Source organism: Thalassotalea agarivorans, from assembly GCF_030295955.1.
GTDB classification, from domain to species: domain Bacteria; phylum Pseudomonadota; class Gammaproteobacteria; order Enterobacterales; family Alteromonadaceae; genus Thalassotalea_D; species Thalassotalea_D agarivorans.
This window is the reverse complement of record NZ_AP027363.1, coordinates 424,678-439,527: the sequence shown is the minus strand read 5'-3', so window position 1 is coordinate 439,527 and position 14,850 is coordinate 424,678. Positions and strand designations below refer to the sequence as shown.

Genomic DNA, 14,850 nt, shown 5'->3' with positions numbered 1-14,850 from the left:
GTTTCAAATACAGCCTATAGGCTGTGTAAATAACTATTAAACCAAAAAGCTTGCTTGCTAATATTAAGCAGCTTCTTGCTCTTTCTGATCGCGAACTGCAGCAATAGTGCGAACAAGCTTGCCTGCAGATGCTTCTTTCATAGCGCTCATCAAACGTGCGATTGCTTCGTCGTATGTTGGTAACTTAGCAAGTACCGATACGTCTACAACTTCACCTTCGTATGCAGCTGCTTTTAATTCAAACGCGTCATTTTCTTTCGCGAAATCGTTAAAAATACGTGCAGCAGCACCTGGGTGGTCAGTTGAGAATGCAATTAATGAAGGACCTACTAAGTTGTCAGTTAGACATTCAAAGTCAGTACCTTGAACTGCGCGACGTGCTAATGTGTTACGAACAACTTTCATCCACACACCGTTTTCACGTGCTGTAGCACGTAAAGCAGTAATTGCATCTACTGTAACACCGCGAGAGTCTGCGATTACAGCTGATTGAGCGCCAGCAGCAGCTTCTTGAACTTCAGCAACAATTGCTTTTTTGTCATCAAGATTGATAGCCATTGGCTTTAACTCCTGGTTCACCGGATAAATCCGGTATTAACATTTCCCAAGGTCACCCTTGGAACTGAACGGCGAAACCAGTATTTAGGAAATATCTGGGTAATCACCATCTACGTAGGATTGTTTTATTAAGCGTTAACTCCTAAAAGTCTCGGCTCCTACGGTCTTTGACGGGCGCTGAACAAGTAAAACTTGCAGCTCCTACCAAAATTTAAGGGGCAAAATTATAGTTTAGAATTTCGCCCCTGTAAAGCGTCTTAAAAAAGAATTAGTACGCCAAGCTCGCTTGGTTTACAGCAACACCAGCACCCATTGTTGTAGATACTGATACTTTCTTGATGTACTGACCTTTAGCTTGAGCCGGCTTAGCTTTCTTAAGCGCGTCTAATAATGCTTCAAGGTTTTCTTTTAATTGTGCTTCTTCGAAATCAGCCTTACCGATAGTAGTATGGATGATACCGTTCTTATCGTTACGGTAACGAATTTGACCCGCTTTAGCGTTGTTAACAGCAGTTACTACGTCTGGAGTTACTGTGCCAACTTTCGGGTTAGGCATAAGGCCACGTGGACCTAAGATTTGACCTAATTGACCAACTACACGCATAGCATCTGGAGTAGCGATTACTACGTCAAAGTCCATTTCACCTTTCTTAACTTGCTCAGCTAAGTCGTCCATACCAACGATGTCTGCACCAGCTTCTTTCGCTTTGTCTGCGTTTTCACCTTGAGTGAATACAGCAACGCGAACTTCACGGCCAGTACCGTTAGGTAGTACAGTTGCACCACGAACGTTTTGGTCTGATTTACGAGCGTCGATACCTAAGTTGATCGCAACGTCTACACTCTCACGGAAGTTTGCAGTAGCAAACTCTTTAAGAAGTGCGATTGCTTCTTCGATATCGTATTCTTTTAATACGTCTACTTTTTCACGGATAAGACGAGCGCGTTTTGATAATTTAGCCATTGATTAACCCTCTACCACTAAACCCATTGAACGAGCGCTGCCCGCGATTGTACGTACTGCAGCATCCATATCTGCTGCCGTTAAGTCTGGTTCTTTAGTCTTAACGATTTCTTCAAGTTGTGCACGTGTAACAGTACCAACCTTCTCAGTGTTTGGACGACCAGAACCACTCTTGATACCAGCAGCTTTCTTAAGAAGGAAAGACGCAGGTGGAGTTTTAGTTTCGAACGTGAAAGAACGGTCGTTATAAACTGTGATGATTACAGGTACTGGAGCACCTTTCTCTAGAGAATCTGTTTTTGCGTTGAACGCTTTACAGAATTCCATGATGTTCACACCGTGTTGACCAAGAGCTGGACCAACTGGTGGTGACGGGTTAGCTGCACCAGCAGCAACTTGAAGCTTGATTAAAGCTTGGACTTTTTTAGCCATTGTTTAATACCTTTTATATGGGTGATAACGCTGAAACAATACAGCTCCCCGGTTAAAAATACGCCGCCAATTTGATGCTAAAATAAGCACCCAATAAAAAGCGGCGGTGGATTATAAATTAATCAACGTCTGAATATCAAGCATTTTTTGGAAATAGTCGTTTTGAGGGGCAAAAGGCGTATAAGATTCCGTCATCCCGTACCTTGATACGGGATCTCATGCGAGAAAAGGGCATGTTCGCTTCGCTAATGGGGCATGGGGCATGGAATTCATATCAACACACTGCACGTAGCTCGAAGCGCGCAGCACTTAGTTCTTAGCTCCTAGCTCTTAGTTCTTAGTTCTTAGTTCTTAGTTCTTAAATACAATCGCAAAGCCGTGAAGCAACTTTCCAAATAGTGCCTATACTGCTGTTAAGCAAACAAAACATAGAGGCAATAATGAGCAATTCTGTATACCCAAGAACCTTTTCACATATTGGCATTTCAGTTCCCGATGTAGAAGCAGCCGTTAAATTCTATACCGAAGTTTTAGGCTGGTACTTGATCATGACTCCAACCGAAATTGTCGAAGATGACTCCCCAATAGGCGTCATGTGTACAGACGTATTTGGCAGTGGTTGGAAACGATTCAAAATTGCCCATATGTCGACAGGCGATCGTATTGGTGTAGAGCTTTTTCAATTTCATAATCAGGAAAACCCTGAAGATAACTTCGAATATTGGAAAACCGGCGTATTTCATTTTTGCGTACAAGACCCAGATGTAGAAGGTTTGGCTGAAAAAATCGTTGCCGCTGGCGGTAAAAAACGAATGAAGGAACCCAGATACTATTACCCTGGTGAAAAACCCTATCGCATGATTTATATGGAAGACCCGTTTGGCAATATTCTAGAAATTTATAGCCACAGTTATGAATTAACCTATTCAAGTGGTGCATATAATTAGAAGCTGTATGCTGCGTGCTATAAGCTGCATGTAGCTAAAGGGTGTAATCTTATATCAATAAAAAAGCCCGCTATTGCGCAATGCTGTTCACTTTAGTGGAGCAGCATTGCGATTAATTGGATAACGGGTCTTTGATATCTTTACCGCCCTAGGTCTTGATGGCCTAGGGCGGTTTTCTTTGAAGAGCATGGTCAAGTCACCTCGAAGCTGAGCTAATCGTTTTGGTGTATTACCAGGTGATAGCGCTTTTGCCATCACTTTCAATTGACTGGCGATGAACTGGCAAGCATATTTGAAACTAATTTCGTTAGGAGCTCTTTGATGAGAAACGGCCGCTTGACTAGCTTCTCTTCGAACAAGGTTGTAACCCAGCACAAGTCCCCATAACTCTTGATATACAAGATCAACTGTTTTGCTTCTAAGGGTGATCGCATTGTGTTGCATTGATGATTTGATGTCTCGGTAACCTAGCTCAATTTCCCAACGCTCATGGTATAACTCGGCAACATCTTGAGCGTTGTATTTATCACGAGGTAATGATGTGAATACCGTTTTTACTTTGCCAGCAACTTCATACGTTACAGCCCTAACTTTCCAAGTTTCCGGTAAGTCAGGATTCTTCTTTCTTGCCTGAGGGGAGACCTTCATCTCGACCAATTGGTCATTACTTTCTTGCTTGTCGAGCAGCGTGTACTTTAAACCTTTTCTTGCGGGAATAAGCCAATGACTGTTGTCTCCCAGTTTGTTTATACCCAGAAGTAGCTCTGCGCTATAGAAACCTTTGTCTAGTAGGGTAACTGAGTTATCTGGCAACTTATCCATGAACCCCTTTGCGAGAGGAATTTCACCTTTTCGATAAGGGCTTATATCGCCATCAACAATCACATGAGAGCGAACATTCATTAGCGTCACGAGCCTTAACATAGGAAATGGCGTTTGCCGATTTGTGCTCGTATTTCCAGAGCCGAAATGCTCACGTAATTCAGGCGTATCATTTGTGCGAAATAAAGCCCCATCAACAGCAAAAACCTGAAGGCCGTGCCAAGTGTCACCTGGGTAACGCTCTAATCCCCATTGGTTGCTGCATTGCCTAAATAGCCATGCCATCGATTCAGAGCCAAGACGTTTTCTCGCTTCGGTTAATGCACTTTTAGCTAAAAGTTTTTCATCAGCTAAGCCTTCAGCACATATGTTCATACGCCTTGCTACTTCAGCAATCGGTTCGTTTCTAAAAAATGCCATACCAACTACCAACCAAAGCACCATATCACTGGGCAAACGCCGTCTTCGGATTGTAGCTTTGGCTGACAACCCTGTCGCTTGATAAACCCAATCGTCAGGAATGTGCTCACAAAAGGTGGTTAACTTGGCAATATCTACTGGGGATTCTTCGATAAAATCGTGAAACTGGGTGAAGGCAGGCATAAAAAAATCCGTAATCAGAAAACTGACTACGGATTTTGCACGATCATTTGGATCGGTCAACTGATCACATTCTTAATAGATCAGCATTGCGCTATTGCGGGCTTTTTTATTCAATTAAGTATTGAATTAGCTTTTCTCAACTTGTGAGAATTCTAAATCTACTGGTGTTGAACGACCAAAGATAAGGACTGATACCTTAATGCGTGATTTTTCATAATCAAGCTCTTCAACCACACCATTGAAGTCTGCAAATGGACCATCGATAACGCGAACCACTTCGCCCACTTCGAACATTGTTTTTGGCTTTGGCTTGTCCGTAGAATCTTCAAGGCGTTGAAGAATACGGTCAGCTTCTTTCTGTGTAATTGGCATTGGGCGATCACTTGTACCACCAATAAAACCTAATACACGTGGTACACTTTTAACTAAGTGCCATGCTTCTTCGTCCATCGCCATTTCAACTAGAACATAGCCTGGGAAGAATTTACGCGCGCTCTTGCGTTTTTGGCCAGCACGCATCTCAACTACTTCTTCAGTAGGTACTAAGATCTGACCGAATTTATCTTGTAAACCGTGAATTTCGATATGCTCAAGCAATGTTTTTTGTACACGCGCTTCATAGCCAGAAAAAGCCTGTACAACATACCATCTTAACTTTGGTTTATTTTCTTCAGTCATCTTTAATTACACCTGTAAGCCAGTGATGAAACCAACAACCCAGAATAGCACTGAGTCTAGACCCCATAAAATAAGAGCCATGATTACTGTAGCAACTAAAACGATACCAGTCGTTTGAATTGCTTCTTGACGCGTTGGCCAAACTACTTTGCGAACTTCTGTACGTGATTCTTTAGCAAAAGCAACGCCTGCTTTACCTTTTTCAGTGGTCATAGCAATTAAACCAGCAACGATAACAGCCGCTACAACTGCGATAGCGCGCACTAATACTGATTCTTCACCAAACATGTAATTGCCAACAACGGCACCAGCTAAAATGATTAACACGAGTAACCATTTTACTGTGTCTAGAGAACCACCTGTTTGGTTTTCTGTACTTGCGTTCATATTTCTACCTGTAAACTACTTTCATTTTAAATAAGTAACATCATTGTCACTTATTGTCAGCTTTCGCTGGAATTTGGCAGGGGTAGAGAGATTCGAACTCCCAACCGTCGGTTTTGGAGACCGCTGTTCTACCAATTGGAACTATACCCCTAATTCTTCGACGTATTGACTATATGTAGCCTCAATACGCCGTTTTCAAGTTACACTTGTCGAGTGATTTCTTAGTTTTTTTGGGAAAGTTAAGAGATACTCTAGAAGTGAGCCCGCTATTATACTGAGTCAAGGTTGATACTCAAGCGATATTTACGATTATCTGTTGTCGTTTCGTATCTTTTCGTAAACAACAAGCATTTAGCCAAAACGAAAAGGATATTTTCGTGCTTCGTGCTTCGTGCTTCGTGCTTCGTGCTTCGTGCTTCGTGCTTCGTGCTTCGTGCTTCGTGCTTCTAGGGTAGCGTTTGTGTTTGGAATGTTCCGGACAATGAATAAATAGAAAGTTTACTGAACACAAAGGTACTTGATGATTTGGGTATATTAATACCGCCCTTCCCTGGGCATGCCCTTGAGAATGTTCCAGACAACTCAAGGATACCATCCGTCCATGGATATAAAAAAAGCGCCTAAAGGCGCTTTTTTTATTTGGAATTCTGGCTTATTTTTTACCAAGAACAGCAAAACGTTTGTTGAACTTATCAACACGACCACCAGTCTCAGCAGCTTTTTGCTTACCAGTGTAGAATGGGTGACACTCAGAACAAACATCTAAGTGGATGTCTTTGCCAAGTGTTGAGCGTGTGTTAATAACGTTACCACAAGAACATGTTGCCTTGATGTCTACGTAGTTAGGATGAATACCGTCTTTCATGGGAAACCTCTATATTAGGCCGCATCGCCACTTAGTCAGTCTTTACCGCTAAGCACCATACGAATGTTACAAAATTAATTGGGCGCGAATAATATATGAACAACGTGTTTTGCGCAAGAGTTTTTTTAGTTTCTAGCTATTCGGGACGAGGGACGCGCAGCGATGCTGCTGGGGACAAGGGACGTGGAGTGGTTTTCACGCAACCCGCAGCATGCAGCCCGCGGCTCTTTATTTCTTTCAATCTTGCATCTTTCTATCTTTTTTCTTGTACCTCTTTTACTAGTTGGTCAAAATAGCTTTATCGATAAAACAAGAATAACCACATGACGGATCTGTTTCTCGAAGTGGCACTGCCAGTGCCCATGCGACAAAGTTACACCTACAAATTGTCAGTTGCGTCTCTTAAAGATGCGCCGGATATTGGTGCACGAGTTTTAGTGCAATTTACCAGCCGACAACTCATTGGTTTTGTTCTATCCGTCGCTGAATCTTGTGCCTATGATGCCGAAAAGGTAAAGCCCGTTATTAGCGTATTGTCAGCAGAGGCGACTTTTTCACCTCAGCATATGGCGTTTTTAGCGCAAGCGGCCAACTATTATCATCACCCGATAGGCGAAGTGCTTAATATTGCCTTGCCCGCTGTATTGCGCCAAATAGACAAACCAAAGCCCGAACCTGTGATGGTTTGGCACTGCCAAGATGTTAACCCTGACGTCGTTGAAACTGCGCTAAAAAGCGCTAAAAAACAAAAAGCGTTGTTTCAAGCTATCGCGCAAAAGCCTGGCCTTACATGGGCAGAACTAAGAACCCTTGGATACACCAAAGCGCAACTCAACGGACTTGAAGAAAAACAGCTAATATTGAGCAAAGCGCAGCAAATTTCTCCTTTTCACTGGCAACAAAATTGTATTAATGAAGAAGCAAAACATCAGCTAAACACCGAACAGGCACTAGCCGTTTCAGCGATTAATCATGCGGCTGATTCGTTTCAAAGCTTTTTACTTGAAGGTATTACGGGTAGCGGTAAAACTGAAGTGTACTTGCAAGCGATTGAAGAAACATTAAAACGCAATCAGCAAGTGTTAGTCTTAGTACCAGAGATTGGTTTAACGCCACAAACATTATCTCGTTTTGAACAACGATTTAACGTCCCAATCGCTATCCACCATTCTGGCTTAAATGATAAAGAGCGATATGAAGCGTGGCAAATGGCTAAAACAGGGCATGCAGCTTTACTTATAGGCACGCGTTCAGCCTTGTTTTCGAGCTTCAAATCGCTGGGTTTAATTATTGTTGATGAAGAGCATGACAATTCATTTAAACAACAAGACACCTTTCGCTATCAAGCGCGTGACCTTGCCGTACTGCGAGCGCGAGGACTCAATATTCCCATCGTATTAGGTAGTGCAACCCCCGCCTTGGAATCAATCGCCAACGCGCAATTAGGAAAATTTACTCACTTAACATTAACCAAACGCGCCGGCAACGCCAGTGTCGCTAAGATCGACATTATTGACGCCAGTACGCACAGATTGGAGCAAGGGCTATCAAAACCTGTACTCGACGCAATTGCGGCGACCTTAAACAAACAAGAGCAAGTCATGGTGTTTTTGAATCGTCGTGGCTATGCCCCAGCGATCAATTGCCAAGAATGTTTTTGGCTAGCAGACTGCAAACGTTGCAATAAACCTTATACCTTGCATCAGCATCCAGCACGTTTAATTTGTCATCACTGTGGCAGTCAAAAAAGAGTGCCTGTGCAATGTCCCGAATGTGGGTCAACGCACATCCACCCTTTGGGTCAAGGCACTGAGCAGTTAGAAGAGTTACTTAATCAAAAGTTTGAACAAGCCAGTATTGTCAGAATAGATAGAGACAGCACGCGCAAAAAAGGTAGCATGCAAACCCTTTTTAATGACATACACCAGGGCAAGCATCACATTTTAGTTGGTACTCAGATGTTAGCTAAAGGGCATCATTTTGCCAATGTAACCTTGGTGGTAGTGTTGGACATAGATGGTGCATTGTTTAGCTATGATTTTCGCGCGGGCGAGCATATGGCGCAGCTTGTTACGCAAGTATCTGGTCGTGCAGGGCGAGCAAGTAAACCTGGACATGTGTTAATTCAAAGTCAGTATCCACAGCATCCATTGCTACAAGATCTGGTATTAAATGGCTACGGCCATTTTGCCCGGCAAGCACTAACAGATAGAAAACTTGCTGGCTTACCGCCTGCGAGCTTCCAAGCCTTGTTTCGCGCGGAGGCTAACAATGACACTTTACCAAAACAATTTTTAACCGCTTTAGCAGATACACCCATAGCTTCTTGTCAGGTAGCCGGTCCCATGCCTGCGCCCGCAGAAAAGAAAGCAGGTAAATATCGATTCCATCTATTAATTCAGGCCAAACAGCGAAATACATTGCACCGAGCATTATCGTCTTTGTTGCAGGTGGCACAGCAACATAGTTTAACTAGCAGGGTGCGATGGACACTCGATGTAGACCCGATAGATTTAACTTGGTAAACAGTAGCGATTTCTTATTGCATAATGATATTTATGGTCGATGTATTGATTTTAAAATTCGACCCTAGTTACAATGGCAATATAACAATAAAGCATATTTTTCACGTTTAGATTTCGGTATTTCCTCATGGCGCATCAAGATTACGTTTCTCGCTCTCGCAAGCCTAATAAAAAGAACAACCCTTATCAGCGCAAGCAAACTAAGAAAAAAGCGAGCCCTGCTATGCCGCTAAAAGCCAAAATCGCTACGGTTGCCATGCTTGTTATTATTCCTGCCTTTGTCTATGGCTTGATGCAATTAGCAAAAATAGAGCCTACGAAAACAGTGAGTAAACCCGAAGAAAAACCAGTAGAAACGGTCGCTACTGTTGAGACTAAAAATGGTGTTGAGTTACCAGAACCACCCAAAGAAGAGTGGTCTTATGTCGACGATTTGAAGAACAAAGAAGTTGAAGCCGGTGAATATGAAGTACCAGAAAAAGGCCCGTATAAAATGCAATGTGGCTCTTTTAAGCGACAAAGTGACGCCGAGCGATTGCGCGCTCAAATCGCGTTTGTTGGATTAGAAGCTATGGTAAGTGAATCAAACGGCAGCAACGGCAAGTGGTTTAAAGTTTACTTAGGTCCTTACGAGCGTAAGCGTTTAGCTGAAAAAGATAAGCACAAACTTAAAAGCAATAATGTAAACCATTGCCAAATTTGGTTGTGGCGATAATTGGCAAAGTAGCACCTTGTTCAAGCATATTCCATGAACGCGCAGTAAACCTCTTTACCGCGCAAAGGAAAAAATTAGCGAAAGGCAGTTAATCTTGTGTTGGTTGCTGCGTTTCAGTGTCAGGTGCACTTGGTGATTCTGTTGGTGCCGGTTGACTCATCATCACGAAAATACCAGCAACAATCACAACCAATAATACGAGCAATAACCATATCCCTTTTTTCGATTTAACTTGATGGCTTGGAGCCATCTGCGCTTGCTCTTGTTGTATACGCGTTGCTTCTGCTTCCTCCAGCGCTTCTTGCTCTATACGCTTTTGTAACTCTTCTGCTAGCTTCTCTGCCCGCTCAGGATAACTATCCTTATCGATATACTTTAACGTTTGTTCGATTTCTTCCCTGTTGTATTCTTCGTAGTTAGGCATCTGCATAGTAATTTCCTTGATAACTGCTTTTTAACCATAAAAAAGGCCAGTAGATACTGGCCTTATTATTTATGGTTCTTTAGCTAAGCGCAACTTTATACGCGCTCGAACACTGTCGCTATACCTTGACCTAATCCGATACACATGGTCGCTAAACCAAGGTTAACGTCTTGTCCTTCCATCAGATTAATCAGGGTTGTTGATATACGTGCACCTGAGCAACCTAGCGGGTGACCTAATGCAATTGCACCACCGTTTAAGTTAATGCGATCGTCCATTTTGTCTTCTAAACCTAGCGCTCTTACACAGCTTAACGCTTGTGCAGCAAAGGCTTCGTTGAATTCGAACAATTCGATATCTTCAAGCGACAAGCCAGCGCGTTTCAATGCTTTTTTAGTTGAAGGTACTGGACCAAAACCCATGGTTGCTGGATCGCAACCGGCAACACCCATACCACGAATTCTAACGCGAGGAGTTAAACCAAGTGCTTTTGCCTTGTCAGCTGACATCACCAACATAGCTGACGCACCATCTGAAAGCGCAGATGATGTACCTGCTGTCACTGTACCGTTAGCAGGATCAAACACTGGACGTAAACCAGACAGCGTATCAATCGTAGTTTCTGGGCGAATAACTTCATCGCTCTCTACCATGGTAAGAATACCATTAGCATCATGACCAAGCGCCGGTACAATTTCATTCTTCCAACGGCCTGCTAATGTAGCTTCGTGTGCTTTTTGATGCGAACGAGCACCAAAAGCGTCTTGCATTTCACGGCTGATTTGATGTTGCTTACCTAAAAGCTCGGCTGTTAAGCCCATAGAACCTGATGCTCGAGCAATATATTTGCTAAGTGCTGGATCAAAATCAACATCGTACATCATAGGTACGTGACCCATGTGCTCCACACCGCCAATTAAAAATACATCGCCTTGATCAGCCATGATGCTTGTAGCTGCGTCATGAAGCGCCTGCATTGATGAACCACATAAACGGTTTACTGTTACCGCACCTACATGTTTTGGAATATCGGTTAACAACTGCGCATTACGAGCGATGTTAAAACCTTGTTCTTTGGTTTGCTTTACGTTACCCCAGATAATATCTTCTATCTCGTTAGGGTCTAGATTTGGATTACGCTCAAGCAAAGCCGTCATTAGATGAGCAGAAAGTTGCTCAGCACGAACATTTCTAAAAACACCAGCTTTAGAGCGTCCCATCGGCGTGCGTACGCAATCGACAATTACTACTTCTTTCATGATTATCTCCTTAGGCCTATGCTTTTTTTACATCTGTTGAAAAGTACGATTGACCTGACGCTGCCATTTCACGCATGCCATCAGTCACCTGATAAATCTCACCTAAGTGAGCATACTTATCAGCCATCGCAATAAAGTTATCGAGACCTAATGTTTCAAGATAACGAATTGGACCACCTCTAAACGGCGGGAAGCCTAAACCATATATCAGACCCATGTCCGCTTCAGCAGCACTCGCTACAACACCTTCTTCTAAACAGCGAACAACTTCATTCACCATTGGAATCATAAGGCGTGCAATAATTTCATCTGCAGAGAATTCTTTTTGTTCACCACCAATAAGCGCATAAGCCTGTTCGCTCGCTACTTTTGTTGGCTTACCACGTTTGTCTTTACCATAGTCGTAAAAACCTTTGCCATTTTTCTGACCATAGCGCTCATCACCATAGAGCTTAGTGACAGGGTCGTTGTCTATTTTTGCCATACGGGTTGGGAAACCAGCTGACATAACGCCTGTACAATGATCCGCCGTATCAATACCGACAACGTCAAGCAAATAAGCTGGACCCATTGGCCAACCAAATTGTTTTTCCATCACTTTATCAACGGCAGTGAAATCTGCGCCTTCGAGCACCAACTGACTGAAACCAGCAAAGTAAGGGAATAATACGCGATTCACGTAAAAACCCGGACAGTCATTTACCACGATAGGTGATTTACCCATTTTCGCCGCGTAAGCAACTACCGTCGCAACCGTTTCGTCTGATGTGTCTTTGCCACGAATAACTTCTACTAATGGCATTTTGTGGACTGGGTTGAAGAAATGCATACCACAGAATTTATCTTTACGAGATACACTTTCAGCCAGAAGATCGATAGAAATCGTAGACGTATTAGAGGTAATAATGGTGTCTTCTGCTACTTGTCCTTCGACTTCCGCGAGCACTATGCCCTTCACTTTAGGGTTTTCAACAACCGCCTCTACTACAATGTCAGTATCTTTCATGCTGTCGTAGCTTAGGCTAGGTGTAATGTTGTTCAACACGCCAGCCATCTTCTTCGCGTTCAAACGACCACGTTCAACTAGCTTAGTTAAAATGCCCGCTGCAGTAGTTAAACCTAAATCTAGCGCGTCGTCATTAATGTCTTTCATGACAATAGGCGTGCCTTTGTATGCAGATTGGTAAGCGATACCGCCGCCCATAATGCCCGCACCTAACACAGCAGCTTTGTTTACTTGTTTTTGTGCTGACTTCGCCGCTTTCTTCGCCTTGCCTTTAATCACTTGATCAGACATGAACAAACCAATTTGAGCAGTTGCAGCATCTGTTTTAGCAAGCTTAGCAAAACCAGCATTTTCAAGTGCCATAGCGCCCGCTCTGTCTTTAAGCGCTGCAGCTTCAATCGTGCTCACCATCACCATTGGCGCTGGATAATGTTTACCAGCTTTGGCAGCAATCATGCCTTTGCATGTGGTGAATGTCATAACCGATTCAATTTGGCTCAGCTTTAATGGCTCAAGTTTTGGCTGACGTTTAGCACGCCAATCTAACTTACCTTCAATCGCTTGGGTGAGCATTTGTATCGCAGCATCTTTAAGTTGCTCTGGCGCGACTACAGCATCTACCACACCAACTGCCATTGCTTTTTCTGGCTTGTTTGGTTTGCCTGTAGACATCCACTCAACGGCATTGTCGGCACCAATAAGGCGTGGCAAGCGCACCGTACCACCAAAACCTGGCATTAAACCTAATTTAACTTCAGGTAAGCCTATGCTAGCTGTTGTATCTGCTACACGATAATCACACGCTAGTGTCATTTCGCAACCGCCACCTAACGCGAAACCATTTACGGCAGCGATAGTTGGCATATCTAAATCTTCAAACGCATCAAAAATGTCTGTAGCATTTTTGATCCATGGAATTAATTCGTCTTCTGGCTTTTTAAAGGTATCTAAGAATTCTGTGATATCAGCACCAACGATAAATGCTGATTTGCCTGATGTTACTAATACACCTTTGGCTTGTTCACATTGATTGATGACTTCAATCACTTGTGAAAATTCTGCAAACGTTGCTTGATCGAATTTGTTTACAGAACCTTGCGCGTCGAATTTCATTTCGACGATGCCGTTATCTAGTAACTGGGCAGATAGGCTTTTGCCTTCAAATAACATGCCTGCTCTCCTCACCTGTTGCGATATTTGTGGAACGACTGTGATCACTATAATCGTTAATGTCGTTATAATAATAGTCGACTTAAGTCGAAAAAGTGGCAGTAACTATGCCTTTTCTTCAAAGCGAAAGCAAATTTTTTAAACACCTGTTTAAAATAATTGTTTGAGTGTTGAATTTTTGTAAATAAAAATGCCCAAACCCTAATTAGTGGGCGATCAGATAAATTACTAAAACCCCATGTTAAACAAGCATCAAGCACGATATACTGGTGCTCAACTACAATATAAAGAATCTTCCTATGCCGTTTCGTTTCGCTCGTACGCCAGAAAATATGTTACTCGCCATGGCGTTTATAATGCCACTCGTGTTTTCCGTTTGGATGGTACTGTTAAACAATTTTGTGGTTGAACGTGCCGCATTCACCGGCAAGGAAATTGGCATACTACAAAGCCTTCGTGAAATTCCTGGTTTTCTAGCGTTTACGGTGATTTATCTTTTATTGTTTATTAAAGAGCAACGCCTTGCACTGCTTTCTTTAGGTGTCACCTGCTTTGGTGTCATGATCACAGGTTTCTACCCAACTGCGCTTGGCTTATACATCACCACCATTATTATGTCTGCCGGCTTTCATTATTTTGAAACCGTTAATCAATCGTTGACACTACAATGGATTAAAAAAGAAGACACCGCTCACTTCTTAGGGCGCGCATTGTCGGCAAAATCTATCGCCTCTTTACTCGCCTTTTCTAGCATTTGGTTACTCATGGAGTATTTCCAATGGGACTATCAAAATACTTACCTACTGTTCGGCGCTATTGGCTTATTAGCTACCATCATTTTAGCTGCAAGCTTTCCTCGCTTTGAACAAAAAGAAGAGCAACATAAGAAAATAATTCTTCGCAAACGATATTGGTTGTTTTATTCGTTGACCTTTTTTAGCGGCGCCCGAAGACAAATTTTTGTGGTATTTGCAGGCTTTTTGATGGTCGAGAAATTTGGTTATAGTGTTGCCGAAGTCAGCGCACTATTTTTAATAAACTATGTTTTTAACTGGTTGTTTGCAGCCAAAATTGGCAAGTTAATTGGCATCATTGGTGAGCGCAGAACGTTAATATTTGAATATATTGGTTTAGCAATCTTATTCGTTAGCTATGGTTTAGTGGAAAGTGGTACTTGGGCAGCAGTACTGTATGTGATTGACCATTTGCTGTTTGCGTTGGCGATTGCTATCAAAACCTACTTCCAAAAAATAGCGGATCCAAAAGATATCGCAGCAAGTGCTGGTGTTAGCTTTACGATAAACCATATCGCAGCCGTTTTCATTCCAGCATTACTAGGGTTGGTTTGGGTCTATGATAATAGTTTGGTGTTTTTTGTTGGCGCTGGATTTGCTGTGTGTTCGTTACTGTTGTCTACCTTAGTGCCTATGCAGCCAAGTCAGGACAATATTACTCGCTTAACGCGAGCTGAAGTGAATTAAAAAAGGCGCTACAA

14 protein-coding genes and 1 tRNA gene are annotated in these 14,850 nt (G+C 42.7%); 4 read left to right on the top strand and 11 right to left on the bottom strand.

What is annotated here, in order from left to right:
* Positions 1-63: 63 nt before the first annotated feature.
* From rplJ to rplK, 3 genes are all read right to left on the bottom strand, one after another.
* Positions 64-558, bottom strand: a complete 495-nt coding sequence (rplJ, locus tag QUD85_RS02100) for a 50S ribosomal protein L10 (RefSeq protein WP_093332410.1) — start codon at positions 556-558, stop codon at positions 64-66.
* Positions 559-826: 268 nt separating this feature from the next.
* Positions 827-1,522 carry a 50S ribosomal protein L1 gene (gene rplA, locus QUD85_RS02095; protein WP_093332411.1) on the bottom strand — a complete coding sequence of 232 codons (696 nt, stop codon included), beginning with the start codon at positions 1,520-1,522 and terminating at the stop codon, positions 827-829.
* A gap of 3 nt (positions 1,523-1,525) precedes the next feature.
* Entirely contained in the window at positions 1,526-1,954 is a 429-nt protein-coding gene (gene rplK, locus QUD85_RS02090; RefSeq protein ID WP_093332412.1) for a 50S ribosomal protein L11, read from the bottom strand.
* Positions 1,955-2,394: 440 nt separating this feature from the next.
* Here rplK and QUD85_RS02085 point away from each other — a divergent pair, with 440 nt between their 5' ends.
* Positions 2,395-2,901, top strand: a complete 507-nt coding sequence (locus tag QUD85_RS02085; protein ID WP_093332413.1) for a lactoylglutathione lyase family protein — start codon at positions 2,395-2,397, stop codon at positions 2,899-2,901.
* Between the two features lie 87 nt (positions 2,902-2,988).
* Here QUD85_RS02085 and QUD85_RS02080 read toward each other — a convergent pair whose 3' ends face one another.
* The 5 genes from QUD85_RS02080 to rpmE all read right to left on the bottom strand — a co-directional run bounded on the left by QUD85_RS02080 (position 2,989) and on the right by rpmE (position 6,256).
* The gene (locus QUD85_RS02080; protein WP_093332494.1) at positions 2,989-4,326 is read right to left on the bottom strand and encodes an IS4 family transposase; all 1,338 of its coding nucleotides are present in this window, start codon (positions 4,324-4,326) and stop codon (positions 2,989-2,991) included.
* 126 nt (positions 4,327-4,452) lie between these two features.
* A complete protein-coding gene (nusG, locus tag QUD85_RS02075; RefSeq protein WP_093331581.1) occupies positions 4,453-5,004 on the bottom strand; it encodes a transcription termination/antitermination protein NusG in 552 nt (183 codons plus the stop codon).
* 6 nt (positions 5,005-5,010) lie between these two features.
* Positions 5,011-5,391, bottom strand: coding sequence for a preprotein translocase subunit SecE (gene secE / locus QUD85_RS02070; RefSeq protein WP_093331580.1), 381 nt, complete (start codon positions 5,389-5,391; stop codon positions 5,011-5,013).
* A 74-nt stretch (positions 5,392-5,465) separates the two neighbouring features.
* A tRNA-Trp gene (locus QUD85_RS02065) sits at positions 5,466-5,542 on the bottom strand.
* A gap of 501 nt (positions 5,543-6,043) precedes the next feature.
* Complete coding sequence (rpmE, locus tag QUD85_RS02060) at positions 6,044-6,256, bottom strand: 50S ribosomal protein L31 (RefSeq protein WP_093331577.1); 213 nt, start codon at positions 6,254-6,256, stop codon at positions 6,044-6,046.
* 323 nt (positions 6,257-6,579) lie between these two features.
* Here rpmE and priA point away from each other — a divergent pair, with 323 nt between their 5' ends.
* Both priA and QUD85_RS02050 read left to right on the top strand, forming a co-directional pair.
* A complete protein-coding gene (gene priA / locus QUD85_RS02055) occupies positions 6,580-8,781 on the top strand; it encodes a primosomal protein N' (protein WP_093331575.1) in 2,202 nt (733 codons plus the stop codon).
* A 127-nt stretch (positions 8,782-8,908) separates the two neighbouring features.
* Positions 8,909-9,496 (top strand): SPOR domain-containing protein, encoded by a 588-nt coding sequence (locus QUD85_RS02050; protein WP_093331572.1) that lies wholly within the window; start codon positions 8,909-8,911, stop codon positions 9,494-9,496.
* A gap of 88 nt (positions 9,497-9,584) precedes the next feature.
* On the opposite strand, the gene QUD85_RS02045 is transcribed toward QUD85_RS02050, so the two are convergent.
* The 3 genes from QUD85_RS02045 to fadB form a co-directional block, all read right to left on the bottom strand.
* Positions 9,585-9,926 carry a hypothetical protein gene (locus QUD85_RS02045; RefSeq protein ID WP_093331570.1) on the bottom strand — a complete coding sequence of 114 codons (342 nt, stop codon included), beginning with the start codon at positions 9,924-9,926 and terminating at the stop codon, positions 9,585-9,587.
* An 89-nt stretch (positions 9,927-10,015) separates the two neighbouring features.
* The gene (gene fadA, locus QUD85_RS02040) at positions 10,016-11,179 is read right to left on the bottom strand and encodes an acetyl-CoA C-acyltransferase FadA (protein ID WP_093331567.1); all 1,164 of its coding nucleotides are present in this window, start codon (positions 11,177-11,179) and stop codon (positions 10,016-10,018) included.
* Positions 11,180-11,195: 16 nt separating this feature from the next.
* A complete protein-coding gene (gene fadB / locus QUD85_RS02035; protein ID WP_093331565.1) occupies positions 11,196-13,355 on the bottom strand; it encodes a fatty acid oxidation complex subunit alpha FadB in 2,160 nt (719 codons plus the stop codon).
* Positions 13,356-13,654: 299 nt separating this feature from the next.
* Here fadB and QUD85_RS02030 point away from each other — a divergent pair, with 299 nt between their 5' ends.
* The gene (locus QUD85_RS02030) at positions 13,655-14,836 is read left to right on the top strand and encodes an MFS transporter (RefSeq protein WP_093331562.1); all 1,182 of its coding nucleotides are present in this window, start codon (positions 13,655-13,657) and stop codon (positions 14,834-14,836) included.
* Positions 14,837-14,850 lie beyond the last annotated feature (14 nt).